This window comes from Serratia sp. SM04 (assembly GCF_040280225.1).
Classification (GTDB): Bacteria; Pseudomonadota; Gammaproteobacteria; order Enterobacterales; family Enterobacteriaceae; genus Serratia; species Serratia sarumanii.
The window spans coordinates 151,614-177,413 of sequence record NZ_JBEOQT010000007.1; the positions used below are offsets into that span (position 1 = coordinate 151,614).

At 61.1% G+C, this 25,800-nt stretch carries 23 protein-coding genes; 8 read left to right on the forward strand and 15 right to left on the reverse strand.

Going from position 1 to position 25,800, the window contains the following annotated elements; all coding sequences use genetic code 11:
- The first annotated feature begins 4 nt into the window (after positions 1 to 4).
- A complete protein-coding gene (malQ, locus tag ABTW55_RS12260; RefSeq protein WP_047570214.1) occupies positions 5 to 2,095 on the forward strand; it encodes a 4-alpha-glucanotransferase in 2,091 nt (696 codons plus the stop codon).
- 69 nt (positions 2,096 to 2,164) lie between these two features.
- On the opposite strand, the gene nfuA is transcribed toward malQ, so the two are convergent.
- Together nfuA and gntX are read right to left on the reverse strand one after the other, a co-directional pair.
- Positions 2,165 to 2,740: a Fe-S biogenesis protein NfuA gene (gene nfuA, locus ABTW55_RS12265; protein ID WP_060423634.1), complete on the reverse strand. Its 576-nt coding sequence runs from the start codon at positions 2,738 to 2,740 to the stop codon at positions 2,165 to 2,167.
- 58 nt (positions 2,741 to 2,798) lie between these two features.
- Positions 2,799 to 3,482 (reverse strand): DNA utilization protein GntX, encoded by a 684-nt coding sequence (gene gntX / locus ABTW55_RS12270; RefSeq protein ID WP_060423637.1) that lies wholly within the window; start codon positions 3,480 to 3,482, stop codon positions 2,799 to 2,801.
- 40 nt (positions 3,483 to 3,522) lie between these two features.
- Between gntX and bioH the strand changes: the two genes are divergently transcribed.
- Both bioH and ABTW55_RS12280 read left to right on the forward strand, forming a co-directional pair.
- Positions 3,523 to 4,293: a pimeloyl-ACP methyl ester esterase BioH gene (gene bioH, locus ABTW55_RS12275; RefSeq protein WP_060423640.1), complete on the forward strand. Its 771-nt coding sequence runs from the start codon at positions 3,523 to 3,525 to the stop codon at positions 4,291 to 4,293.
- Positions 4,294 to 4,563: 270 nt separating this feature from the next.
- Complete coding sequence (locus ABTW55_RS12280) at positions 4,564 to 4,848, forward strand: YdgH/BhsA/McbA-like domain containing protein (protein ID WP_004930765.1); 285 nt, start codon at positions 4,564 to 4,566, stop codon at positions 4,846 to 4,848.
- 43 nt (positions 4,849 to 4,891) lie between these two features.
- Here the strand turns inward: ABTW55_RS12280 and ABTW55_RS12285 are convergent, their stop codons facing one another.
- The 5 genes from ABTW55_RS12285 to greB all read right to left on the reverse strand — a co-directional run bounded on the left by ABTW55_RS12285 (position 4,892) and on the right by greB (position 11,317).
- Complete coding sequence (locus tag ABTW55_RS12285; RefSeq protein ID WP_060423643.1) at positions 4,892 to 5,131, reverse strand: FeoC-like transcriptional regulator; 240 nt, start codon at positions 5,129 to 5,131, stop codon at positions 4,892 to 4,894.
- Positions 5,131 to 7,446 carry a Fe(2+) transporter permease subunit FeoB gene (gene feoB, locus ABTW55_RS12290; protein WP_033655250.1) on the reverse strand — a complete coding sequence of 772 codons (2,316 nt, stop codon included), beginning with the start codon at positions 7,444 to 7,446 and terminating at the stop codon, positions 5,131 to 5,133. The genes ABTW55_RS12285 and feoB overlap by 1 nt, the downstream gene beginning before the upstream one ends.
- Before the next feature lie 72 nt (positions 7,447 to 7,518).
- Positions 7,519 to 7,743 carry a ferrous iron transporter A gene (gene feoA / locus ABTW55_RS12295; RefSeq protein WP_025304553.1) on the reverse strand — a complete coding sequence of 75 codons (225 nt, stop codon included), beginning with the start codon at positions 7,741 to 7,743 and terminating at the stop codon, positions 7,519 to 7,521.
- A gap of 609 nt (positions 7,744 to 8,352) precedes the next feature.
- Positions 8,353 to 10,686, reverse strand: coding sequence for a Tex family protein (locus tag ABTW55_RS12300; protein ID WP_033649332.1), 2,334 nt, complete (start codon positions 10,684 to 10,686; stop codon positions 8,353 to 8,355).
- Between the two features lie 157 nt (positions 10,687 to 10,843).
- Positions 10,844 to 11,317 (reverse strand): transcription elongation factor GreB, encoded by a 474-nt coding sequence (greB, locus tag ABTW55_RS12305; protein ID WP_033636315.1) that lies wholly within the window; start codon positions 11,315 to 11,317, stop codon positions 10,844 to 10,846.
- Positions 11,318 to 11,547: 230 nt separating this feature from the next.
- Here greB and cbpA point away from each other — a divergent pair, with 230 nt between their 5' ends.
- The 4 genes from cbpA to envZ all read left to right on the forward strand — a co-directional run bounded on the left by cbpA (position 11,548) and on the right by envZ (position 15,165).
- A complete protein-coding gene (gene cbpA, locus ABTW55_RS12310) occupies positions 11,548 to 12,510 on the forward strand; it encodes a curved DNA-binding protein (RefSeq protein WP_060423645.1) in 963 nt (320 codons plus the stop codon).
- Positions 12,511 to 12,515: 5 nt separating this feature from the next.
- Positions 12,516 to 12,821: a chaperone modulator CbpM gene (locus ABTW55_RS12315; RefSeq protein WP_033636313.1), complete on the forward strand. Its 306-nt coding sequence runs from the start codon at positions 12,516 to 12,518 to the stop codon at positions 12,819 to 12,821.
- 257 nt (positions 12,822 to 13,078) lie between these two features.
- Positions 13,079 to 13,798, forward strand: coding sequence for a two-component system response regulator OmpR (gene ompR, locus ABTW55_RS12320; RefSeq protein WP_004709363.1), 720 nt, complete (start codon positions 13,079 to 13,081; stop codon positions 13,796 to 13,798).
- Positions 13,795 to 15,165: a two-component system sensor histidine kinase EnvZ gene (gene envZ, locus ABTW55_RS12325; RefSeq protein WP_033636312.1), complete on the forward strand. Its 1,371-nt coding sequence runs from the start codon at positions 13,795 to 13,797 to the stop codon at positions 15,163 to 15,165. The genes ompR and envZ overlap by 4 nt, the downstream gene beginning before the upstream one ends.
- Positions 15,166 to 15,199: 34 nt before the next feature.
- On the opposite strand, the gene ABTW55_RS12330 is transcribed toward envZ, so the two are convergent.
- The 7 genes from ABTW55_RS12330 to ABTW55_RS12360 form a co-directional block, all read right to left on the reverse strand.
- Entirely contained in the window at positions 15,200 to 15,679 is a 480-nt protein-coding gene (locus ABTW55_RS12330; RefSeq protein WP_033636311.1) for a type II toxin-antitoxin system VapC family toxin, read from the reverse strand.
- Positions 15,676 to 15,939 carry a plasmid stability protein gene (locus tag ABTW55_RS12335; protein WP_004930730.1) on the reverse strand — a complete coding sequence of 88 codons (264 nt, stop codon included), beginning with the start codon at positions 15,937 to 15,939 and terminating at the stop codon, positions 15,676 to 15,678. The genes ABTW55_RS12330 and ABTW55_RS12335 overlap by 4 nt, the downstream gene beginning before the upstream one ends.
- A 126-nt stretch (positions 15,940 to 16,065) precedes the next feature.
- The gene (pckA, locus tag ABTW55_RS12340; RefSeq protein WP_015379308.1) at positions 16,066 to 17,685 is read right to left on the reverse strand and encodes a phosphoenolpyruvate carboxykinase (ATP); all 1,620 of its coding nucleotides are present in this window, start codon (positions 17,683 to 17,685) and stop codon (positions 16,066 to 16,068) included.
- 195 nt (positions 17,686 to 17,880) lie between these two features.
- Positions 17,881 to 18,759, reverse strand: a complete 879-nt coding sequence (hslO, locus tag ABTW55_RS12345; protein WP_060423648.1) for an Hsp33 family molecular chaperone HslO — start codon at positions 18,757 to 18,759, stop codon at positions 17,881 to 17,883.
- Between the two features lie 25 nt (positions 18,760 to 18,784).
- Positions 18,785 to 19,192, reverse strand: a complete 408-nt coding sequence (gene hslR, locus ABTW55_RS12350) for a ribosome-associated heat shock protein Hsp15 (RefSeq protein WP_033636309.1) — start codon at positions 19,190 to 19,192, stop codon at positions 18,785 to 18,787.
- A complete protein-coding gene (gene yrfG, locus ABTW55_RS12355) occupies positions 19,189 to 19,869 on the reverse strand; it encodes a GMP/IMP nucleotidase (protein WP_033636308.1) in 681 nt (226 codons plus the stop codon). Before yrfG ends, hslR begins: the two co-directional genes overlap by 4 nt.
- A 98-nt stretch (positions 19,870 to 19,967) precedes the next feature.
- Entirely contained in the window at positions 19,968 to 22,103 is a 2,136-nt protein-coding gene (locus ABTW55_RS12360) for an intracellular growth attenuator family protein (protein ID WP_033649328.1), read from the reverse strand.
- 444 nt (positions 22,104 to 22,547) lie between these two features.
- On the opposite strand from ABTW55_RS12360, the gene nudE reads away from it, so the two are divergent.
- Positions 22,548 to 23,102 (forward strand): ADP compounds hydrolase NudE, encoded by a 555-nt coding sequence (nudE, locus tag ABTW55_RS12365; RefSeq protein ID WP_033636306.1) that lies wholly within the window; start codon positions 22,548 to 22,550, stop codon positions 23,100 to 23,102.
- 51 nt (positions 23,103 to 23,153) lie between these two features.
- On the opposite strand, the gene mrcA is transcribed toward nudE, so the two are convergent.
- Complete coding sequence (mrcA, locus tag ABTW55_RS12370; protein WP_060423652.1) at positions 23,154 to 25,712, reverse strand: peptidoglycan glycosyltransferase/peptidoglycan DD-transpeptidase MrcA; 2,559 nt, start codon at positions 25,710 to 25,712, stop codon at positions 23,154 to 23,156.
- Positions 25,713 to 25,800 lie beyond the last annotated feature (88 nt).

Here is a 25,800-nt window from a genome sequence, read left to right on the forward strand (position 1 = left end):
ACGAATGGATCGCAAGCGTATCGATCAGGCGGCGGCACAGGCGGGGATCGCCGCCGATTTCATCAATGCCCACGGCAAGCGGCAGGCGATTGAACCGGAGACCAAGCGCAAGCTGCTGGCGGCCATGAATCGGGCCGAAGCCGCGCAGGAAGGGGCGGCGTCGCCGTTACCGGCGGTCAAGGTGTTCTATCAGGGCGCACCGTTGGCGTTGACCCCGGCGGGCGAAGGCGAGTACCTGTGGGCGCTGCAGCGTGAAGACGGCGAATGCCTGCAGGGGCGCGTCGGCGCGCGCAAGACCCTGACGCTGCCGGGCGATCTGCCGGCGGGCTACCACCAATTGACGCTGAGCCAGGGCGCGAGGCAGTGGTCATGCCGAGTGATCGTCGCGCCGAGGCGCTGCTTCGAGCCGAACGCCTTGCTGACCGGCAAGAAGCTGTGGGGCGCCTGCGTTCAGCTGTATACGCTGCGTTCCGATCGCAACTGGGGCATCGGCGATTTCGGCGATCTGCGCCTGATGGTGGAGCAGGTGGGGGAACGCGGCGGCGCTTTCGTTGGCCTCAATCCGATCCATGCGCTGTATCCGGCCAACCCGGAGAGCGCCAGCCCCTACAGCCCCTCGTCGCGCCGCTGGCTGAATCTGGCGTATATCGACGTCAACGCGGTGGAGGATTTCCAGCGCAGCGACGCGGCTCAGCGCTGGTGGCAGAAGCCGGCGACGCAGAAGCAGCTGGCCAAGGCGCGCGCCGCGGAGTGGGTGGATTACACCGCCGTGATGCAGCTGAAGCTGGCGGGGCTGAAGCTGGCGTTCCCGCTGTTTCAGGCGCGCAAGCCGAACGACGCGCAGCGTCAGGCGTTCGAACGGTTCGTGACTGAGGGCGGCGAAAGCCTGTATCAGCAGGCGGCGTTCGATGCGCTGCATGCCCACCTGGCGGCCAAAGACGCCAGCCAGTGGGGCTGGCCGGCCTGGCCCGAGCGCTATCGGCGTGGGCAGAGCGAAGCGGTGCGGCAGTTCTGCGATGAGCATCAGGACGCGGTCCGCTTTTACCTGTGGCTGCAGTGGCTGGCGGCCACGCAGTTCGCGCAGTGTTTCGAACAGAGCCGGCAGCAGCAGATGCCGATTGGCCTGTATCGCGATCTGGCGGTCGGGGTGGCGGAAGGCGGGGCGGAAACCTGGTGTGACCGCGAACTGTATTGCCTGAAAGCGTCGGTCGGCGCGCCGCCGGACATCCTGGGGCCGCTGGGGCAAAACTGGGGGTTGCCGCCGATGGATCCGCACGTGATGGCGGCGCGCGGTTATCAGCCGTTCATCGATCTTTTGCGCGCCAACATGACCAGCTGTGGCGCGCTGCGCATCGATCACGTCATGGCGCTGCTGCGGCTGTGGTGGATCCCGTATGGCGAAACCGCCGATCGCGGCGCCTACGTCAAATACCCGGTGGACGATCTGCTGGCGGTGCTGGCGCTGGAAAGCCAGCGCCACCGCTGCATGGTGATCGGCGAGGATCTCGGCACCGTGCCGGTGGAGATCGTCGGCAAGCTGCGCGACAGCGGCGTCTATTCCTACAAAGTGCTGTATTTCGAAAGCGACGGCGAACACCATTTCCGCGCGCCGCAGGCCTATCCGGTGCAGGCGATGGCGACCATCACCACCCACGATCTGCCGACGCTGCGCGGCTACTGGCAAAGCGACGATCTGACGCTCGGCAACCGGCTGGGCCTTTACCCGGATGCGGAGATCCTGCGGGCGCTGTTCGCCGATCGGGAACGCGCCAAGCAGGGGCTGCTGGACGGGTTGCATCGCTATGGCTGCGTGCCGCAGAAGGTGGGCAAGAAGGCGGCGCTGCTCGGCATGAGCCCGCTGCTTAACCGCGGCCTGCAGCGCTATGTCGCCGACAGCGCCAGCGCCCTGCTCGGCCTGCAGCCGGAAGACTGGCTGGACATGGCCGATCCGGTCAATATTCCCGGCACCAGCGATCAATACCCTAACTGGCGGCGCAAGCTGACCGAAACGCTGGAGGAGATGTTCGCCGATCCGCGGATAAACCGGTTGCTGAAGGATTTGGACAAACGGCGGCGCAAGGTGTCGGTGGGCTGAAAACGACAATGCCGGAACGGGTTTCCCCTTCCGGCATTGTGTTATCCACCGCGGCGCGAGCGCCGGGGATCAGTAATAGGAGTGCTCGCCGCGCTGGTGCTCGGTCAAATCGCGCACGCCTTTCAGCTCCGGGAATTTCTGCAGCAGCTCTTTCTCGATGCCTTCTTTCAGCGTGACGTCGACCATCGAACAGCCGTTACAGCCGCCGCCGAACTGCAGGATCGCCATGTTGTCGTCGGTGATCTCCATCAGCGTCACGCGGCCGCCGTGGCCTGCCAGCTGTGGGTTGATCTGCGACTGCAGCACGTATTCCACGCGCTCCATCAGCGGCGCGTCGTCATCGACCTTGCGCATCTTGGCGTTTGGCGCTTTCAGCGTCAGCTGAGAACCCAGCTGGTCGGTCACGAAGTCGATTTCGGCGTCTTCCAGATACGGCGCGCTCAGCTCATCGACATAGGCGGACAGTTTGTCGAACTTCAGTTCGGTATCCGTCGCTTCTATCGCGTCCGGCGGGCAATAAGAGACACCGCATTCGGCCGTCGGCGTGCCCGGGTTGATCACGAATACGCGGATTTGGGTGCCTTCTTCTTGATTTGCCAGCAGTTTGGCAAAGTGTTCCTGTGCAGCATCTGTTATACGGATCATAGCATTAGCTCAATAGTTGACTTCTATAGTCGGTTATAATACGCCCATTGCCGTGGCACTACAACGTGCGGCAAACGCACCATATCTGCACCGAGGCGGCGCCTTGCCGCCGCAACAGCGCCGCGATTTCCGCGACGGTGCTGCCGGTGGTCACCACGTCATCCACCAGGGCGATATGCCGGCCGGCGACCGGCACCGTGCAGGTGAAAGCGCGCTGCAAATTGCGCCTGCGCGCTCCGGCGCTCAGCCGCTGTTGCAGGGCTGTCTTGCGCACCCGGCGCAAAGCGGCGGGCCGATAGGCGCAGCCCAGCCAGCGCGCCAGCGGCCGGGCCAGCAGATCGCTCTGGTTATAACCACGGCGCCAACAGCGTGATGTATGCAAGGGTACCGCTAAAATCAGGTCGGGTCTGTTCAGATTCTGCTCTCTGCGCGTCTGCTGCCACCGCAACAGCATCAGGCGCGCCAGCGTCGGCGCCAGCTCGGGCGCGCGGTGAAACTTGAACCTCTTTACCAGTTGGCTGAGGGGCGCAACGTAGTCGCCGACGAACACCAGCCGCTGCCAGGGCGGCGGCCGTTGCAGGCAGCGGCCGCAGGGGGTTTGCGTCTCCCCGGCGGGCAATCCGCAGCGCGGGCAACACGGCGGGTGGGCCGGCAGATGGCGCAGGCAGCAGCTGCAAATGCCATGACGCATCAGGCTCAACGGCTGTCGGCATAGCCAACAGCGGCTGCGGATTGATAGCATAGAGCCTCCGAGACGGATAAGCATGAAAGGACAATAACCAATGACAGCGCTGTACTGGCAAACAATAGGTGAGGGCGAACGCGATCTTGTGCTGCTGCACGGCTGGGGCTTGAACGCCGAAGTGTGGAGTTGCATTCAGGCGCGACTGGCGCCGCATTTTCGCCTGCACCTGGTCGATCTGCCGGGTTATGGCCGCAGCCAGGGGTTCGGCGCGTTGTCGCTGGTGCAGATGACGGAAATCGTGCTGGCGGCCGCCCCGCCGCAGGCCTGGTGGCTAGGCTGGTCGCTCGGCGGACTGGTGGCCAGCCAGGCGGCGCTGATGCAGCCCGAGCGGGTCAAGGGGCTGATCACCGTAGCCTCCTCGCCGTGCTTTGCCGCCCGCGATGAGTGGCCGGGGATCCGCCCGGACGTGCTGAGCGGTTTCCAGCATCAGCTGAGTCTGGATTTCCAGCGCACCGTCGAGCGTTTTCTGGCGTTGCAGACGCTGGGCACCGAGAGCGCGCGTCAGGATGCGCGCCAGCTGAAAGCGGTGGTGCTCAGCCAACCGACCCCGAGCGTCGAGGTGTTGAACGGCGGGCTGGAGATCCTGCGCACCGCCGATCTGCGCGTGCCGCTGGCGGCGTTGAATCTGCCGCTGCTGCGGATCTACGGCTATCTGGACGGGCTGGTGCCGCGCAAGGTCGCCGAGCTGCTCGATGCCGCCTGGCCGCATTCTGCGTCGCAGATCGTGGCCAAAGCCGCCCATGCGCCGTTTATCTCTCATCCCGATGAATTTGTGACGATGATCGAAGCGTTTATTGCAGCACATTGAATCCGGTGGGAAATCGCACGATAGGGCGCTAAAAAAAACGCCGCCGGGTGGATAAAAGACAAAGCTGTTCGATACTTAGTGAGTCAATGCGTTGGCTGCAAAATGAAAAGACCGCGTGCGGCGCTTTTCATTTTGGCGTTTCGTCTCTGGGAAACAGGCCCCGTCAGGGAAAGCAACGAGGCCTGAGGATGTCGCGGCAGCCTGCGGTACTACGCATGGATTCTTGACGGCTTTCATAACAGATAAATTATCCATTGAGAGGTTAGTGTCATGAAATCATTGAAGATGATTATTGCAGCGGCAGTGCTGGGTTCGGTGTCTTTCGGCTCCATGGCGGCAACCCTGCTGACCAAGGAAGATCTGGATAAGAACCCGGGTAAATACGAGAAGATCGGCACCGTCACCACGACGGCGGAAACCACGTCACCGATGGATGCCAAGGAAGAGCTGTCCAAACTGGCTGACGAAAAGGGCGGTCAATACTACGTGATCCTGGCAGGCCGCGAACACGGTAAATTCAGCGCCATCGCCGAAGTTTACAAAGACAAGCAATAAGCCTTGAACGGCAAAGGGGCGCCCGTCATGGCGCCCCTGATCGTCAGGCCTTCAGCCGGTAGAACACCGTGCTGCACCCCTCCCCATGCGGGCAGCTTTTGCAACTGCCGCTCAGACAGGCGCCGTCATCCTGTTCGATGCGTTCCACTTTTCCCATCGCCGTCAATCGATCCAGCATCGCCTGCACCAGCGGCAGCGGCGTCGCCAGCGAGTGGCTGAGCTGCTGCGCCTGGGCGCTGCCGCGCAGCGCCAGCGCATCGCGCACCTGCAGCAGCCCGGCCATCAGTGACAGCTCCCTTTGGCGCTCTGGCAACAGGCCGCCGGCGTGGCGTTGCCCAGGCGCACCGTGACGCGGCTGCGCGCCCGGCGCAGGCCGAACAGCACCAGCAGATTCACCAGCACCACCGCCAGGATCGCCGTCAGGCTGTACTGCGGGTGTTGATTGAAGGTGGCCGCCTGATAGAACAGCGTCGCCAGCGAGTAGGCCACGTTCAGCCCCCACAGAATAGAGAAGGTCATCCAGCCGCGGCTCGATTCACGGGCGATGGCGCCCATCACCGAGACGCAAGGCACATACAGCAGCACGAAGATCAGGTAGCTGTAGGCGGAGATGCCGGAGCCGAATTTGCTGCTCATCACGCCCATTGAGCCGACGCCCATCTCGCCGTCGCCCTTGCTGGCTTCGATCGGGTTGGAGAGCACGCTCAGGCTGAAGGTATTTTTCAGGCCGTCCCAGGTTTCGTGCAGCGCGCCGCCCAGTTCATCGAGCAGGTTGAAGTTGGCGGCGTCGAACGCCTCTTTGTTGATGCGCTCGGCGGTGTACAGCGTATTCAGCGTGCCGACCACCACTTCCTTCGCCATCGCGCCGGTCACCAGCCCGACGGTGGCCTGCCAGTTATCGCTGTGGACGCCCATCGGCTGCAGCAGCGGCGTCAGCACCCTGGAGACCGAGGCCAGCGCGGAGTCGTTGATGTTGTCGACCGTCTTGCCGCTGAACGAGAAGCTGTTCAGGCCGCCGATGAATATGCTGGCCACCACGATCACCTTGCCGGCGCGCAGCACGAAGCCTTTCAGCCGCTGCCAGGTTTGCAGCAGCAGGCTTTTCAGGTGCGGCACATGGTAGACCGGCAGCTCCATCACGAACGGCGAGGCTTCGCCGCGCATGAGGGTGTATTTGAGCACCAGGCCGGTGAGGATCGCCACCGCAATGCCGAGCATGTACAGCGAGAACACCACCCCGGCGCCGTCCTGGCCGAAGAAGGCGGCGGCGAACACCGCGAAGATCGCCAGACGGGCGCCGCAGGACATGAACGGCGCCATCATGATGGTGATCAGGCGCTCGCGCTGGGCATCCAGCGTCCGGGCGCCCATGATGGACGGCACATTGCAGCCGAAGCCGACGATCAGCGGCACGAAGGATTTGCCCGGCAGCCCGAGCGCCTGCATCAGGCGATCCATCACGAACGCCGCGCGCGCCATGTAGCCGGAATCCTCCAGGAACGACAGAAACAGGTACATCATGCCGATCTGCGGCACCAGCGGCAGCACGGTATTGATGCCGCCGCCGACGCCCTGCGCCAGGAAAACGGTCAGCCAGTCGGGGAAGTGCAGGGTGTAGCCGAGCCACTGAATGCCCTGAATGAAGATCGCCGCCGAGCCGATATCGAAGATCGGCTGCAGCGCGCCGCCGATGTTGATCGCCAGCAGGAACATCAGGTACATCACCAGCAGGAAGATCGGCACGCCCAGCCAGCGGTTGAGGATCACTTTATCCAGCAGTTCGGTCAGGCGGTTGGGCATCGCCTGCTGCGAGTTGCTGACCTCATCGCACAGGGCGGCGATGGACTGGTAGCGCGCGTCGGCGATCACCAGCGCCGGGTCTTCCTGCTGCTGCTGTTGCAACGCCTGGGCAGCCGCAGGCAACAGCGCGACGGCGGGGCCGGCCAGCCGGTGACTGTAGATGTCGCCTTCCAGCATTTGCAATGCCAGCCAGCGGCGCTGCACCGCCGGCAGCGTTTGCGGCATGGCGTCGCTCAGCGTGGCGACCGCTTTCAGCAACAGCGGTGGGTAGTTCACCAGCGCCTGCTGTTCGTTGATGTGATGATTGTCGATCATCTGTTTCAGCACGCCGATGCCGTCGGCGCGGGTGGAGATCATCGGCACTACCGGGCAGCCGAGGCGCGCCGACAGCGCGGCGACGTCGATATCGATATGCTGACTTTTGGCGATGTCGAGCATGTTCAGCGCCACGATGCAGGGAATGCCCAGCTCCAGCAGCTGCAGCGTCAGGTAGAGGTTGCGCTCCAGGTTGGAGGCGTCGACCACGTTGATCAGCAGATCGGCGTCGCCGCTCAAAATGTAGTGGCAGGCGATCTGCTCGTCGAGCGAGGTTTGCTCTGAAATGGTGGTCAGGGAGTAGGTGCCGGGCAAATCGACCAGCCGTACGTCGGACTGCGGGGTGGTGAAATGGCCTTCTTTGCGTTCGACCGTCACGCCCGCCCAGTTGCCGACCCGTTGGCGTGCGCCGGTCAGCTGGTTGAACAGCGTGGTTTTGCCGGAGTTCGGGTTACCGATTAAGCCGATGGTGAGTTTTTTCATAGTTCAGCGTGTCGTCTTCAAGGAGAACAGCGCCGGCGCAAAGGCGCGTCGGCAAACGGAGAGCGCGGCGGCTCAGGGCTGGCCGTCGAGCTGCAGCAGCGCCAGATCCTTCCTGCGCAGCACCAGGCTGACGCGGCGAGTTTTAATTTCTATCGGATCGCCCAGCGGTGCGACGCGCACTACGTCGAACGAAGAGCCGGGCAGCATGCCGAGCGATAACAGTTTCTGGCGGTAGGCCGGCGCAATTTCACCGGAAAAGCCGACAATCTTATACGTGCGTTTAGGTTGGAGCTGCATGTGATTAACCTTCCGGGTGCCGATGAGCATCGGGCTGATGATAATTGGACGTTGCCGGCGAAAATGCCACGCCGTCGGCGGTATTCATCCATAAGGTCATGCAATAAAGTGAGCGCAAATAATAGTAATTATCATTATCGCGTTCAATACAAAAAGTAAGGGTATTGTAACCAATTATTATGGCGTCGACAGTTTTTGATGGCGTTGTCTTGATTAACGACGTTTTACCACCGGTTGCGCTGGGGAACAAATGAGAATGGCGAGTTAAATCAGTTACGTATTTGTAGCCGAGTTTTCTTGTTTGCAAATATAGATGGTTTTTTCCCTTTATTTATTTCCACCGAAAGGCAATTCGATAACATTATTCCGCCGTAATGCGAGCGGTAACCATTTGTGTTTCTCTCACAATTCGCGAGATGAAAAATGCGTGTTAACGAAGTTGTTAATAAATGGCTGCAGAAGGGATTGTTGTTGCCTGAATAATGGGAGGGTGGTCACGCAGGCGCGGGAAATAAAAAGATGACGGTTTATTGAGGCGGGTCAAGAAATGCCGCAAGTTTTATTCATCAGAAAGGGGCGGAGCAGGCTCCGCCCCCTGTTGGATCTGACTTAGCGTTTCTTGCCGAATGCCGCCGCCAGCGCGTCGCCCATGGCGCTGTTGCCAGCCGGCGCCGCGTTGCGCGGTTTGGCCTTGTTGCCGCCCGCCGAACGGTTGGCGTGGTCGCGCGTCTGTGCAGGCGCGTTGCCGCCGCGGCGCGGTGAACCTTCGCCCGGCTGCTCATCCAGGCGCATGCTCAGCGCGATGCGTTTACGCTGCAGATCGACTTCCATCACCTTCACTTTGACGATGTCGCCGGCCTTCACCACGGTGTGCGGATCTTCAACGAACTTGTCCGCCAGCGAGGAGATGTGCACCAGGCCATCCTGATGCACGCCGATATCCACGAAGGCGCCGAAGTTGGTGACGTTGGTGACCGACCCTTCCAGGATCATGCCCACCTGCAGATCGTTGAGGGTTTCCACGCCTTCGGCGAAGGTGGCGGTTTTGAACTCCGGACGTGGATCGCGGCCCGGCTTCTCCAGCTCTTTCAGGATGTCGGTGACCGTCGGCACGCCGAACTTGTCGTCGGTGAAATCGACCGCTTTCAGGCTGCGCACCGCCGAGGCGTTGCCCATCAGGTCCTGCAGCGCCTGCTCGGTGGCGGCCAGGATGCGCTGCACCACCGGGTAGGCTTCCGGGTGAACGGTGGAAGCATCCAGCGGGTTGTCGCCGTGGTTGATGCGCAGGAAGCCGGCGCACTGTTCGAAGGCCTTCGGCCCCAGGCGGCTGACTTTCAGCAGCTGTTCACGGTTGCTGAAGCGGCCGTTCTCGTCGCGCCAGTTGACGATGTTCTGCGCCATCATGCGCGTCAGGCCGGCCACGCGGGTCAGCAACGGCACCGACGCGGTGTTCAGATCGACGCCGACGGCGTTCACGCAGTCTTCCACCACCGAGTCCAGCTTCTTCGCCAGCTGGCTCTGGCTGACGTCGTGCTGATACTGGCCGACGCCGATGGATTTCGGGTCGATTTTCACCAGCTCCGCCAGCGGATCCTGCAGACGACGGGCGATGGACACCGCGCCGCGCAGCGACACGTCGAGATCCGGGAACTCCTGCGCCGCCAGTTCGGACGCGGAATACACCGACGCGCCCGCTTCGCTGACGATCACTTTCTGCGCCCGGACCTCGCCGAACTGCTTTTGCAGGTCGAGATAGAAACGCTCGGTTTCACGCGAAGCGGTGCCGTTGCCGATGGCCACCAGCTCCACGTTGTGTTTGATGCACAGCGCCGCGACGATGGCGGCGGCTTTGGCCGCTTGCCCGGTGTGCGGGTAGACGGTGTCGGTGGCGACCAGCTTGCCGGTCGCGTCGACCACGGCGACTTTCACCCCGGTGCGCAGGCCCGGATCGAGGCCCATGGTGGCGCGCATGCCGGCCGGCGCGGCCATCAGCAGATCATGCATGTTGCGGGCGAAAACGTTGATCGCTTCATCTTCCGCGCGCTCGCGCACCGTGCCCATCAGCTCGGTTTCCAGGTGCAGCAGCACCTTGATGCGCCAGGTCCAGTTGACCACCGCCTTGCGCCAGGCGTCGGCCGGGGCGTTGTTCAGGCGCAGGTTGAGGTGATTGATGATGATCAGCTCCGCCTGGCTTTCGCGCGGCGCTTCCTCAAACTGCGGATCGGCGTTCAGCGCCAGCTGCAGCACGCCTTCGTTGCGGCCGCGGAACATCGCCAGCGCGCGGTGCGAAGGCACCTGGGAAATCGGTTCGTGGTGATCGAAATAGTCGCGGAACTTGGCGCCTTCTTCTTCCTTGCCCTCGACCACTTTGGACACCAGATGGGCGTTTTTCCACAGGTAGTCGCGCACCTTGGCCAGCAGCGAGGCATCTTCGGCGAAGCGCTCCATCAGGATATAGCGCGCGCCGTCGAGGGCGGCTTTGACGTCCGCCACGCCCTTGTCGGCGTCGACGTAGCGTTCAGCCAGCTGTTCCGGCTGCTGTTGCGGATCCTGCCACAGCGCGTCCGCCAGCGGTTCCAGACCGGCCTCGATGGCGATCTGGCCGCGGGTGCGGCGCTTCGGTTTGTACGGCAGGTAGAGGTCTTCGAGTTCGGTCTTGCTCAGCGTGGCGTTGATCGCCCCCGCCAGTTGTTCGGTCAGTTTGCCCTGTTCATCGATCGACTTCAGGATGGTCTGACGACGATCTTCCAGTTCACGCAGATAACCCAGGCGGGTTTCCAGCTGGCGCAGTTGGGTGTCGTCCAGGCCCCCGGTGACTTCCTTACGATAGCGTGCAATAAAGGGCACGGTATTACCTTCATCCAGCAGACGGATGGCGGAGTCGACTTGCTCCGGCCGGGCCTGCAGTTCTGTTGCAATAATGCGGCTCAGTGGGTCATTCATAGGTCTGGTATCTGTATTGAGAACGGTGAATAAACAGGGGACAGTTATACGGATTGATCGGGGAAAATGCCAGTGGAGCGGGCCGCCGCCGCGCGGCCGCCACGTGGAGAACTGCGCAGGCGGCGGCGTTGGCGGCGGTTCGGAAAAAGCTGAAAGCTTACTTCGGGTAGTCTATCTCATTAACGTACCACTGCGCCTCGCCCAGCGGCGTATTGACGGTGGCGACGTCGCCGACCTCTTTTTTCAGCAGGGCGCGCGCCATCGGCGCGTCGATGGAGATGTAATCCTTGCGGCCGAAGATCTCGTCGTAACCGACGATGCGAAAGCGTTTGGTCTCGCCGTCGTCGTTCTCCACCTCCACCCAGGCGCCGAAGAACACCTTGCCTTCCTGCTGCGGGGAGTAATCGACGATCTTCAATTGCTCCAGGCATTTGGTCAGATAGCGGACGCGGCGGTCGATCTCGCGCAGCCGCTTCTTGTTGTACTGGTAGTCGGCGTTTTCGCTTCTGTCGCCCAGGCTGGCGGCCCAGGTCACTTTCTTGGTCACCTCGGGGCGTTCTTCGCGCCAGAGGTAATCCAGCTCTTGCTTGAGCTTGTCATACCCTTCACGGGTTATCAGTTGAGTTCTCATGGTGATTTATCTTTATGGGGCCACCGCCACAGTGTACGTGAATGCGGGGGGCTTTAGAAATGGCGCGCGGGCCTGCGCGTTGCCGCACGGTTGTTATTCAGTTTGCGCAGCTTTTAACAATCGGGAGTATGCTTAGCGATAGCGGAAAAGGAATGTGACGAAAGGAGGATATCTGGCGAGAGAGACAAGGAATTTTGGCGCACAACCCAACACATTGAAGGTATTACCGCATGGAATTTAAAGATTACTACGCAACGATGGGCGTTGAGCCCAACGCCGATCTGAAAACCATCAAAACGGCCTACCGCCGGCTGGCGCGTAAATATCACCCTGACGTGAGCACCGAAGAAGACGCCGAGAGCAAATTCAAGGAGCTGGCCGAAGCCTATGAGGTGCTGAAGGACGAAGAGCGCCGCGCCGAGTACGATCAGATCCGGCTGCACCGCAACGATCCGAACTTTGGCCGCCAGGCGCGCGGCGATCGCGGCGGCTATCAGCAGAGCGCTTCATGGCACGGCGGCGGTGCCGACGCGCAAGACTTCTCCGATTTCTTCGAAAACATGTTCGGCGGGCGTGCGGCGGGCGGGCATCGCTCCGCTTCGCACTCGCACGGCGGGCATGGCTTCCGCGGCCAGGATCTCGAGATGGAGGTGCCGCTGTTCCTCGAGGAAACGCTGCATGGCCAAAGCCGCGAGATCTCCTACAAGCTGCCGGTGTACGACGAGCTGGGGCGGCAGGTGAGCGAAGCCAGCAAAACGCTGAACGTGAAAATCCCGGCCGGGGTGGGCGACGGCGAGCGCATTCGCCTCAAGGGGCAGGGCGTGGCCGGCGTGGGCGGCGGCCAGAACGGCGACCTGTATCTGGTCATCCGCCTCGCGCCGCACCCGCTGTTCGAGATTGACGGCCACAACCTGAGCATCGTGGCGCCGCTCGCCCCGTGGGAAGCGGCGCTCGGCGCCAGCATTGAGGTGTCGACGCTGACCGGCAAAATCGCGTTGACCGTGCCGGCCGGCAGCCAGAGCGGCAAACGGCTGCGGGTCAAGGGCAAGGGGCTGGCGGGCAAGAAAGAGCCCGGTGACCTGTATGTCATTCTCAAGGTGGTGATGCCGCCGAAGCCGAACGAGAAGGCCAGCGCCCTGTGGCGAGAACTGGCTGAACAGGCGGCGTTCAACCCGCGCGCGGAATGGGAGTAAAGCACATGATGAAGAAAGAGATCACTTTCACCGTGGTGGAACTGTGCCAACGGGTGGAGATTTCAGAGGATGAGCTGGTCGAGATCGTTGGCCTGGGCGTGATCGTGCCGCTGGAGCCGGCGCAGCCGAGCTGGGAGTTCGACTACCCGGCGCTGAGCCATCTGCAGCGTGCGCGCAGGCTGCGGGCCGAGCTGGATCTGGATTGGCCGGGGATCGCCATGGCGCTGACGTTGCTCGATCGGGTTGAGGCGCTGCAGCAAGAGAACCGGCAGCTGCGCCGGCAGCTGGCGCGTTTCCTGCAGACTTCCTGACTCGCCGTCAAAACGCCACCGTGCGGTTTGCCGGTGGCGAAATTGCGTAAAATTGGGCCGCGGCCCCACATTGCGCTGATAAAGGGCGATATTTTGACGAACCCCCGTCGACATTCACTGAAAATTGTTGATAAATGGGGAAAAGAATAAGCTTTGTAACAATTTCGTCTAGAATACATACCATTAAACGCTGTCTCAAATGGCAAGGTTTTCTAACAATATTCGAGTCAGGCAATAAAGCCTTTGGGAGTAATACCATGCAAGAGAATCATAAGATCCTGGTTGTCGATGATGACATGCGCCTGCGCGCACTTTTGGAACGTTATTTAACCGAGCAGGGCTTCCAGGTTCGCAGCGTTGCCAACGCTGAGCAAATGGATCGCTTGCTGACCCGTGAATCCTTCCATTTGATGGTGCTCGATCTGATGTTGCCGGGCGAAGACGGCCTGTCCATCTGCCGCCGCCTGCGCAGCCAGAGCAACCCGATGCCGATCATTATGGTCACCGCCAAAGGTGAAGAGGTCGATCGCATCGTCGGGCTGGAAATCGGCGCCGACGACTACATTCCTAAACCGTTTAACCCGCGTGAGCTGTTGGCTCGCATTCGTGCAGTGCTGCGCCGCCAGGCTAACGAACTGCCGGGCGCGCCTTCGCAGGAAGAAGCGGTGATCGCGTTCGGCAAATTCAAACTGAACCTCGGCACCCGCGAGATGTTCCGCGAAGACGAACCGATGCCGTTGACCAGCGGCGAGTTCGCGGTACTGAAGGCGCTGGTCAGCCACCCGCGTGAACCGCTGTCGCGCGATAAGCTGATGAACCTGGCGCGTGGCCGCGAATACAGCGCCATGGAGCGTTCCATCGACGTGCAGATCTCTCGCCTGCGCCGCATGGTGGAAGAAGATCCGGCGCATCCGCGTTATATCCAGACCGTTTGGGGTCTCGGCTACGTGTTCGTCCCGGACGGCAGCAAGGCATGAGGCGATTGCGCTTTTCACCGCGTAGCTCGTTTGCCCGAACCCTGTTGTTGATCGTCACCCTGCTGTTCGTCAGCCTGGTGACGACCTATCTGGTGGTGCTGAACTTCGCCATCCTGCCCAGCCTGCAGCAGTTCAACAAGGTATTGGCCTACGAAGTGCGTATGCTGATGACCGATCGGCTGCAGCTGGAGGACGGCACGCTGCTGGAAGTGCCGCCGGCGTTCCGCCGCGAGATCTACCGCGAACTGGGCATCTCTCTCTACACCAACTCGGCGGCGGAGGAGAGCGGCCTGCGCTGGGCGCAGCACTACCAGTTCCTCAGCCAGCAGATGGCGCAGCAGCTCGGCGGGCCGACCGATGTGCGGGTGGAGGTGAACAAGAACTCCCCGGTGGTGTGGCTGAAAACCTGGCTGCAGCCCGATATCTGGGTGCGCGTGCCGCTGACGGAAATCCACCAGGGCGACTTCTCTCCGCTGTTCCGCTATACGCTGGCGATCATGTTGCTGGCGATCGGCGGCGCCTGGCTGTTTATCCGCATTCAAAACCGCCCGCTGGTGGAGCTGGAACATGCGGCGCTGCAGGTGGGCAAGGGGATTATTCCGCCGCCGCTGCGCGAGTATGGCGCTTCCGAAGTGCGGTCGGTGACTCGCGCATTCAATCAGATGGCGTCGGGCGTCAAGCAGCTGGCGGATGACCGCACCTTGCTGATGGCCGGGGTTAGCCACGATCTGCGCACGCCGTTGACGCGTATCCGGCTGGCGACGGAGATGATGAGCGCCGAAGACGGCTATCTGGCCGAGTCGATCAATAAAGACATCGAAGAGTGCAACGCCATCATCGAGCAGTTCATCGATTATCTGCGCACCGGGCAGGAGATGCCGACCGAAAGCAGCGATCTGAACGCCATTTTGGGCGAGGTGGTCGCGGCGGAAAGCGGCTATGAGCGGGTGATTGAAACCGCGCTGTCGCCGGGTGAACTGATGATGAACGTGCACCCGCTGTCGATTAAGAGGGCGGCGGTGAACATGGTGGTGAACGCGGCGCGTTACGGCAACGGCTGGATCAAGGTCAGCAGCGGCCGCGAGCTGCAGCGCGGCTGGTTCCAGGTGGAAGACGACGGCCCGGGCATCAAGCCGGAAGAGTTGAAGCACCTGTTGCAGCCGTTCGTCCGCGGTGACAGCGCGCGCAGCACCAGCGGCACCGGTCTGGGGCTGGCGATCGTGCAGCGTATTATCGATGCGCACGACGGTGAGTTGGAAATCGGCACCAGCGAACGCGGCGGGCTCTTGATCCGCGCGTATATTCCGTTGCCGATGGAGAAAAAAGAGTCGGCCAACGGCCATCAAACCGCCAGGGAAAACGCCTGACGCGCTTGGCGCGGGCCGCGTCGTTGCGGCCCCGTCAGGACTTCCTGCTCATCACGTAATATTCCGCCGCATCCTCATGCAACCGACGGCCGGTCGGCGCCTGCCACGGATCGATTAACTCGATGCCGCAGTGGAGGAAGTCTTTGGTATTGCGGGTAGCCAGGGCGGCGCCGTAATGCAGGCAGGTGGCGGCGATTTGGGCATCCGGCACGCTCATCGCTTTACCCAGAAGCCGATTCCTTGCCGTCAATTCCGCGTATTGCATCGCGCACAGCCCATCAAACGGCAATATCTGCCCCTCGAACTTCAATTCAAGAGCGTCCGCCAATTTGAGCTTGAGATCCCGCTGGCGCTTGCCGTCAGGCATGCAGGCGACGCCGCTGAACAGTTCGGCCAGGACAATGGCGCTCAGATAGAGATCGTCATTGTCCTTTTCATTTAGCCAGTTAATGACGTTGTAGTACGGGCTGGGGCGCAGCGTTTCTGAAATGACGTTGGTGTCGAGAATGATCATGCGTTGTCATCTTCATCATCAAAGGTGACGATGCGTGGTGGCACGGCGTCACGCGGTGGGATCTCCAGCTCGACGCCGCCAAATTCGGCGAAGTGCTGATGCATCCAGGTACCCAATCCATAGCGCGGCGGCTTTTTCACCAGCGCCTGTTTCAGGATCATGCGCGCTTCCTCTTCCATGGAATGGCCGTTTTTCGCCGCTGAAATACGCAGCAGCTCTTTGATTTCGTCGTCCAGATTTCTGACGGTGATAGTAGCCATTGAAACCTCCTTTGCTATCAATGATTGCATTGACTTATTTTCTCGCCTTGCTGGTTAAAAAGCAATCGCTGAAAATAAAAAAAGGCGCGGGATCCGCGCCTTAGCTGAAGAGGTAACGCTACCGAATTACAGCTTAGGGCCGGCGCTGACCAGCGCGGCGCCCGCAGGCGTGTCGGTGTATTTGTCGAAGTTGGTGATGAAGCGCTCGGCCAGATCCTGCGCTTTTTCCTGCCACTGCTCGAGGCTGGCGTAGGTATTGCGCGGATCGAGGATCTCCGGGTTCACGCCCGGCAGCGCGGTCGGCATCGCCAGATCGAAGATCGGCAGGGTGACGGTTTCCGCCTTGTCGATTTCACCGCTCAGGATGGCGTCGATGATGCCGCGCGTATCTTTGATCGAGATGCGCTTGCCGGTACCGTTCCAGCCGGTGTTGACCAGGTAAGCCTGGGCGCCGGCGGCCTGCATGCGTTTCACCAGCACTTCGGCGTACTGCGTCGGGTGCAGCGACAGGAACGCGGCGCCGAAGCAGGCGGAGAAGGTTGGCGTCGGTTCGGTGACGCCGCGCTCGGTGCCGGCCAGTTTGGCGGTGAAGCCGGACAGGAAGTGGTACTGAGTCTGGTTGGCGGTCAGGCGCGATACTGGCGGCAGCACGCCGAAAGCGTCGGCGGTCAGGAAGATCACCTTGGTGGCGTGACCCGCCTTGGACACCGGCTTGACGATGTTCTGGATATGGTAGATCGGGTAAGAAACGCGGGTGTTCTCGGTTTTCGAACCGTCGTTGAAGTCGATGCTGCCGTCGGCCAGCACGGTGACGTTTTCCAGCAGCGCGTCGCGTTTGATGGCGTGGTAGATGTCCGGCTCGGCTTCTTCAGACAGCTTGATGGTCTTGGCGTAGCAGCCGCCTTCGAAGTTGAACACGCCGTCGTCGTCCCAGCCGTGCTCGTCATCGCCGATCAGCTGACGCTTAGGGTCGGTGGAGAGGGTGGTTTTGCCGGTGCCGGACAGGCCGAAGAACACCGCCACGTCGCCTTTCTCGCCCACGTTGGCCGAGCAGTGCATCGAGGCGATGCCTTTCAGCGGCAGCAGGTAGTTCATCATCGAGAACATGCCTTTCTTCATTTCGCCGCCGTACCAGGTGCCGCCGATCAGCTGCATGCGCTCGGTCAGGTTGAAGGCGACGAAGTTCTCCGAGTTCAAGCCTTGCTGCTGCCAGTTCGGGTTGGTGCATTTGGCGCCGTTCATCACCACGAAGTCCGGCTCGAAGTCAGCCAGCTCTTCGTCGCTCGGGCGGATGAACATGTTTTTCACGAAGTGCGCCTGCCAGGCCACCTCGGTGATGAAGCGCACTTTCAGGCGCGAGTCGGCGTTGGCGCCGCAGAAGGTATCCACCACGAACAGGCGCTTGCCGGAAAGCTGTTCGGTGACCAGGTGTTTCAGATCGGCCCACACTTCCGGGCTGAGGGGTTTGTTGTCGTTTTTGCCTTTGCCCTGATCGGCCCACCACACGGTATCGCGGGTGATGTCGTCGCGGACGATGTATTTGTCTTTCGGCGAGCGGCCGGTGAAGATGCCGGTATCGACGGAGACGGCACCCAGCTTGGTGACTACCCCACGCTCAAAACCTTCCAGAGATGGGTCTGTTTCTTCCTTAAACAGCAGTTCATAGCTCGGGTTGTGAACGATTTCGCTAACGTCGTGAATGCCGTAAGCGGCCAGATCCTGAGGGGTTATACCTTTAACGCGCATGTTACTACTCCTTGGTCACAGAATTTCTGGCGGCAATTGTAGGGATCTAACGGTGCGTAACAGCGATGGGTATCAAATATTTAACGTTTTAGGCGGTATTTCGTTACGATCTGAGAGATAGCACACGGAAAAAAGCAAACGTGCAAACGGCGGGCGTTGGCGGGCGCCGGGCGCGCCCGCCGAAGGGGGTATAACTTAGTGCAACCTATCGCTTTCGCCGGTATTACCCGCATACAAGGCGGCAACATCAACCGGGTCAAAGACATAGTGGCTGCCACAGTAGTCGCAGTGCATGTCGATATTGCCGTCCTGCTCTAGCATGTCCGCCACTTCGTCGGTCGGCAGGGTCAGCAGTGCGTCGGCGCAACGCTGGCGTGAACAGGTGCAACGGAACTGCACGTCCTGCGGCTCGTACAGGGTGACTTCTTCCTGGTGATACAGGCGGTACAGCACTTCGTTGGCCGGCAGGCCGAACAGCTCTTCGCTTTTTACCGTGTTGGTCAGTTGCACCAGATGATCGAAATCATCGAGGTTGCCGTCCTGCGCCGGCAGCACCTGCAGCAGCATACCGGCCGCTGCGGCGTGGCCTTCCGCTTCGCCGGTGCGGATGAACAGGCGGGTTGGCAGCTGTTCGGACTGGCGGAAGTAGGCTTCCAGGCACTCGGCCAGGGTTTCACCTTCCAGGCCGACCACGCCCTGATAGCGCTCGCCTTCCGTCGGGGAAATGGTGATGACCATGACACCGTTGCCGATCATCTGATGCAGGGTGCTGTCGTCGGTGATAGGCGCCTGGGTGCGCGCAACGCCGCGCATCTCCTGGCGGTTGTTGCCGTTGATCACCGCCAGCTTCAGCGGGCCGTCGCCCTGCAGCTGCACGGTGATGTCGCCGTCGAACTTCAGGGTCGCGGTCAGCAGACTGGTGGCGACCAGCAGCTCGCCCAGCAGCTTTTGCACCGGCGCCGGGTAGTCGTGATTATTCAGGATCTGCTGATAGGTTTCGCTGACGGTAACCAGCTCGCCGCGCACCGCGTAGTTTTCAAACAGGTAACGGTGCAATTGGTCATGGTTGGACATAATCTTCTCTCATTGCGGTGAGGGGTTATTCCGGCTCACCAAATTTAAATTTCATCAGGTCGCGCCGCTCCTTTTTGTCCGGACGGCGGTCCGGATGCGGCATGGTCAACGCGTTCATCTTGCGCGCCAGCGCCATTTTTTCGCGGTTGGCGATGCTGGCTTCGGTTTCCTGATACATTTGCTGCGCCTCGCCGGCGCCGCGGCGTTGGCTGCTCAGCGCCAGCACGATCACGGTTCGTTCTTCGTTACCCTGCCGCAGCTTGAGCTCGGCGTTGAGTTCGACAATCTTGCTCGGCTTGCCGCGCTGGCCGTTGTAATGCACCTTGCCGCCGTCGATCATTTCGCGCGCCAGCGCGCGGGTCTTGTAGAAGCGTGCGGCCCACAGCCACTTGTCCAGCCGGACCGCGTCGTCGCGCGTCGCTTTTTCCTTCATGCTTCCCCCTTGGCCAGCGCCGGTATCAGCAGGCGATAGTCGCGCATCGACGGATGGCGCTGGAAGCTTTTTTCCGCCGTGCTGGAGTCCGGGTTTTGCACGCCCAGGCAGTAACGAATGCCGAAAGCGCGCGCCGCGTCGAGGATCGGCTCGCCGTCGTCGACGAACAGCGTGCGCTGCGGATTGAATCCGGTGTGCTGCTGCACCGCCTGCCACAGACGCTGATCTTCTTTCGGATAACCAAATGTGTGGGTGGAAAACAATAAATCAAGGTGCCGATCGAGGCCGGTATGCTCGATTTTCACCGCCAGGCTGTGCGGATGCGCATTGGTCAGCAAAATGGTTTGCAGGCCGGCGTCGCGCAGCGCCTGTAAAAACGGCTCGGTGTCTTCGCGCAGCCGGGCGCGGCTGCCCACTTCGCTGGTCATGCGGTAGATATCCAGATCCAACCGCTCGCTCCAGTAATCGAAGCAATACCAGTTCATGGTGTGCTGCACCGCCTGATATTCCCGCTCAATGATATTGCGGGCTTCGTCGAACGGAATGGCGCGCCTTTCGCTCAGCGCCTGCGGCACCAGGCTGAGCCAAAAGTGGCTGTCGAACTCCAGATCCAGCAAGGTGCCGTCCATATCCAGCAGCACGGTATCGATCTGCGGCCAATCAAACTCGGGAACCATAAAAACTCCACGGGCGGACCGACGGGCGGTCCGCAGATGAGAATAATAGCGTTAGCGTAGCATAAGCAGATGACAGGGCGGAGGCCCCGACGCCAGGTTCAGGCCATCGGCCGCATCGACATCGGATTGAGCTGCGGATTGAAGCAGCTGTCGTAGTAACGCTGGATATCGGCGACGCGGTGCTGATTGATGCGCCGACGCTGCACCAGCCGCCAGGCGTTATAGCCCAGGCTGATGACCACCGCCAGCAACAGCAGGCTGGTACCGAGGTAGCGCCACAGGGTGATCATGTCCGGTTCGCTGTGCAGCGCCACGTGGCGGGTGCCGTTGGCGTCGACGCTGAGGCTGGTGATCACCCCCTGCGCCTGGAACGGGGTATGCAGCAGCAGAGTGGAAAGGCGCTGCAGCTCATTCCACTGGTCGAGGGCGTTGTATTCGCTCTGCGGCGCCGAAGATTGCGGGTGGCTGACCAGCTGGCGGCCTTCGTCGCTGCGGATCAGGAAACCGCCCGGCGGCGGGCTGTTGAGCGCCGCGGCGGCCAGACGCGTTTCATTGAAGATGAACGACGACGTGGCCACTTTGGTCAGGCTGTCCAGCGATTCGGCACTCACCGGGCGCAGCAGCACGTTGACGCCTTGCAGCGCGCCGGATCTGGCGCGTTTCACCAAACCGCTCCAGTTTTTGGCGTTACCCAGGTTGACCAGGGCGTTTTTCAACCGCACGCAGTCATTTTCTGCCTGACACAAATCCTGTGTTTTCAGAACGATATCAGAGAAGTCATCCAACAGGATCATGCCGGATTTCTCGATGGCGCTGGCCAACTGCGGGTTGACCTTCTGATCGGCGCCGCTCGGATGCAGCTGGCTGTTGACCGTAGCCAGCAGGGCCGTCGCTTTGTCTATGACTTCCGATTCCGGCTGCGGCAGCGGGGCGGCGTTGTTCCAATAAATGCCGGAGCAGTCGAACGGCGCGAAATTGGCGGCGCCGCCACCGTTGGCCGGCGGCGGCACATAGCACATGCCGCTGCCGCGCACTTTCAGCGTGTCGCCGATGCGCAGCGGCGTGGCCTCCAGCGCCTGTACGCTGGTCACTTCCACTTTTTGCGCGCCCTGCAGCCAGGCCATGCTGAGGGTCAGCGGCAGGTTGAGCGGGATATAGATCAGCAGCAACAGCAGCACCAGCGCCGAGCTGGCGACCAGCACCGCGTTGCGGCCCCACTGCTGCAGCGGGAAGTTCTTCACTTCGTCATGCAGCGAGAGGAAGCGCCCCTGGCGCACCACCTGCCGATTGAGGTAGACGTCCACGTCGGTGGTCTTGCCCAGGTCCTGCGTCAGGTAAGGCTGCCAATGCGGCGGGTAGATAAGATCGATGATGCCGAGCGAAATGTTGCTGATCTGCCCCTGGCCGGATTCGCCGAACAGGCCCCAGCGCTTCGGCGTGCCGCGCAGACAGTGGATCTCCTTCAGCTCGCGTGAGGCCGGGCGACGGAACAGATTCCAGCATCCCCAGGCGATCATCAGCACCGCCACGAAAATCATCCAGGGGATCACCAGCACCGGGCTTATCAGGCTGAAGAACAGCAGCAGCAGCGCAACGGAGATGATAACGGCTTCACGGATGCCGTTCGGCCGGTTCAGCGCATGCTCTTCCGGCGTTTCCTTGCGAATATTGACCAGCTCGACATGCTCGCTCTCCTCCTTGCGGATGGACGCGTTTTTGGTCGGCGCGGCGGTCACCACCGGCGGCTGCGGCCGGTCGTGAATATGATCTTTCAGCGAATGCCCGTTGAGCGAAATCACCAGCGGCAGCGTCTGGGTTCTGATCACTTCCACATGGTTGTCGGCGGTGATATAGGGTTCCCAGAACGGCGGCAGATGCACCTCTTCAGCGTCGAGGTAATAGCGCCATTTATTGGGATCGTCGCTGGCCAGCCCGTAGCGGGTGATGGCGTGCGTGACGGGATAAACGTTATCGCTTTGCGGGGTGAGCGCCAGCTTGGCCGCGGGCAGCGTAGCGCCGCCGCCGGGCAACAGTTTGTTGCTCAGCTTGTTTTGCTGATTGAGGTAGAATTCGACCGCGGCGCGCTCTTCGTCGGTCAGCTTGCGGTGGGCTGGTTTGATAAACGGCAGCGCGTGCGCCAGCGCCGACGGGTTGCGGGCCTTGAACCACAGGTACAGACCAGCGGCAATCAGACAGACAAGCACTAAGGCCAATATCAACACTATTGTGCTCATGCAATCCCCATCTCACACCGTGAATTTCGCCAACCTGATGAAAAGCTGAATATTATACGGAGTAAACCGCCAGGAGGCACCCAGAACTAATGAGGGAACAAACAGATTCTCGCTCTGGATCTCATTCCTTCATGACGCAAGGCCATTTTATCACTGATTCTTGCCTGCGTGATACTAGCAACCGGCCTCTGCCGTCGATATCGGCATTATCCTATTTTCTTGCACGCTGTTTGCTGAATCAGTACGGAAAATCGCCGGCCGCTGGCTACGCTTGTTAAAAGAAAGTAAATTACTACTCATGCGCGTTGCGGCGGAGCTTGCCCTTAACGCACAATGTGATCAGGATCGAATTTGGTCAGCGTTTGAGCGCCTACGAGCCGTGCGTTACGCCAATCATTATTTCGGTTGCCCCGTCCACGTCTGGGTAACCTTTTTGAGGCAATCATGGATAAACACCTGCAAAAACCTAAAATTCTGAAAGTGGAAACGGTCGCGCGTTCGCGTTTGTTCAACGTCGAGTCGGTCGATTTGGAATTCAGCAACGGGGTTCGGCGGGTGTATGAGCGCATGCGGCCTTCGGATCGCGAAGCGGTGATGATCGTGCCGGTGATTGGCGATGATCTGCTGCTGATCCGCGAATATGCGGTGGGCACCGAATCCTATGAGCTGGGGTTCCCGAAAGGGCTGATCGATCCCGGTGAGGGCGTGCTGGAGGCGGCCAACCGCGAGCTGATGGAAGAGGTGGGATTCGGCGCGAAGCGCTTTGATTTTCTCAGCAAGCTGACGATGGCGCCATCCTACTTTTCCAGCAAAATGAATATCGTGCTGGCGCACGATCTCTATCCGCAGAGCCTGGAAGGGGATGAACCAGAGCCCCTGCCGCAGGTGCGCTGGCCGATCGCCAACATGATGGCGCTGCTGGCGGAACCGGATTTCCGTGAGGCGCGCAACGTCAGCGCGCTGTTCCTCTCCGAGGCGTTTTTGCGCGCATCGCGCTGATACGCTTCGCGCCGAACAAAAAAAGGGCCAGATTTCTCTGGCCCTTTTCGATCAGAACAGCTCGTGGCTTTCACCGCCCGGATCGGTCAACGTGGTGCCGGTATCGCGCGATGGGTAGTCCGTCGGCTGAGTTCCTTCGATGAAGTACTCGGAACGGCTGCCGCCGCCACCGCCAGAGAGCTTGCCGCTGCTCTTGTCGATGGTGACGCTGATGATGCCCGGCGGCGGCGTGACTTTCTGCTCCGGGATGCCTTCCAGCGCGGTCTTCATGAAGTCGTCCCACGCCGGCTGGGCGCTCTTGGCACCGCCTTCACCGCCGGAAATTTGATCCGGGATGGCGCCGGATACCGTCGACCGGCCCAGATCGCGGCGGTGATCGTCGAAACCGATCCACACCGAGGTCACGGTATCCGGGCCATAGCCGGAGAACCAGGCGTCCTTGGAACTGTTGGTGGTACCGGTTTTGCCGCCGATGTCATGACGCTTCAGATCGCGCCCGGCGCGCCAGGCGGTACCCATCCAACCCGGTTCGCCGAAGATGTTGCTGTTCAGCGCGTCGTGGATCAAGAAGGCCAGCTGTGTGCTGATGACGTGCGGCGCATACTGTTGATCGCCGTCCTGCTGTACCTGAGCCGGGGTGACCTGCTCCAGCTGCGGCATCGGCACCGTGCTGTTGTTGCCTTCCTGCGAGGTGGCGACGTTTTCGATGTTGTCGTCGGACAGCACCGCCGAGCGGTGGGTGTCGCCGTAGATCACCGGCAGGTTGCAGCTGCTGCACACCACTTTCGGTTTGGCTTCGAACACCGTATTGCCGTTGTCGTCTTCAATTTTGGTGATGAAGTACGGATCGACCAGGTAACCGCCGTTCGCCAGCACCGCGTAGCCGCGCACCAGCTGCATCGGGGTGAAGGAGGCGGAACCCAGCGCCAGCGATTCGGTATGCACGATATTCTGCGCCGGGAAGCCGAAGCGCTGCAGGTATTCCGCCGCGTAGTCGACGCCCATCGCGCGCATCGCGCGCACCATCACTACGTTCTTCGATTGCCCCAGCCCCTGCCGCAGGCGAATCGGGCCGTCGTAGGTCGGCGGCGAGTTCTTCGGCCGCCAGTCGGTGCCGGCGCCGGCATCCCAACGGGTGATCGGCAAGTCGTTCAGGATGGTGGCCAGCGTCAGGCCTTTATCCATCGCGGCGGTGTACAGGAACGGTTTGATGTTCGAACCTACCTGGCGCAGCGCCTGCGTGACGCGGTTGAATTTGCTCTGGTTGAAATCGAAGCCGCCGACCAGCGCTTTCACCGCGCCGTCGTTCGGGTTGATCGAGACCAGCGCCGAGTTGACGTCCGGCACCTGCGACAGCCACCAGGCGTCGTTCACTTTGCGCACCCATACCTGCTGGCCGGCCTGCACCACGTCGGTGACGCGTTTCGGCGTTGGGCCTTGCTGAGTGTCTGAGCGATATGGCCGCGCCCAGCGCATGGTCGCCATCGGCAGGGCAATGCTGCTGCCGTCGGCCAGCATCGCCGTCGCTTCCTGCGGGTTGGCGGCGGTGATCACCGCCGGCACCAACGGGCCGTAGTTCGGCAGGTTTTTCAGCGAATCGACAATCTGTTTGCGATCCCAGGCCGCTTCGCCGACTTTCCACAACACGTTGGACGGGCCGCGATAGCCGTGGCGCATGTCATAGGCCAGCACGTTGTTGCGCACCGATTCCTGCGCCGCCAGCTGCAGCCGTTTGGTGACGGTGGTGTAAACCTTGTAACCGTCGGTATAGGCGTTTTCACCGTAGCGCTTGATCATCTCCTGACGCACCATCTCGGAGAGATACGGCGCGGAGAAGCTGATTTCCGGCGCATGGTAATTGGCGACCAGATCTTCGGAACGCGCCTGATCGTACTGCGCCTGCGTGATGTAGTGTTCGTCCAGCATGCGCGATAGCACCACGTTGCGACGGGCAACGGCGCGATCGTGCGAATAGAGCGGGTTGAAGGTGGACGGCGCTTTCGGCAGGCCGGCGATGGTCGCCATTTCGCTCAGGGTCAGCTGGCTGACGTCTTTGCCGAAATAGACCTGCGCGGCGGCGCCCACGCCGTAGGCGCGGTAACCCAGATAGATCTTGTTCAGATACAGCTCAAGGATTTCATCTTTGGTGAGCATCTGCTCGATGCGCACCGCCAGGAAAGCTTCCTTGATTTTACGCATCAGGGTGCGTTCCGGGCTTAAGAAGAAGTTACGCGCCAGCTGTTGGGTAATGGTACTGGCCCCCTGTGAAGCGTGGCCGGAGACCAGCGCGATGGAGGCGGCGCGGAAGATGCCGACCGGATCGACGCCGTGGTGATCATAGAAGCGGCTGTCTTCGGTGGCGATGAATGCGTGCACCATCACCGGCGGAATTTGATCCAGTTTCAGCGGAATGCGGCGCTTCTCGCCGTATTGGGCGATCAGTTCGCCATCGGCGCTGTAGACCTGCATCGGTATCTGCAGCCGCACATCTTTCAGCGTTGCAACGTCGGGCAGCTGTGGCTCGACATATTTGTACAAGCCAAAAATCGAGGCTGCTCCCAGCACGATGCAACATACTGCAAGGATTAGAAAATACTTTACGAACTTCACCTGAGATTTCCCATTTCTAAGTCATTTGGGCAGTTTATAAACAACCGCGCGGTAGTATAAAGGCAAGCCTGCGACATGGATATGTTCT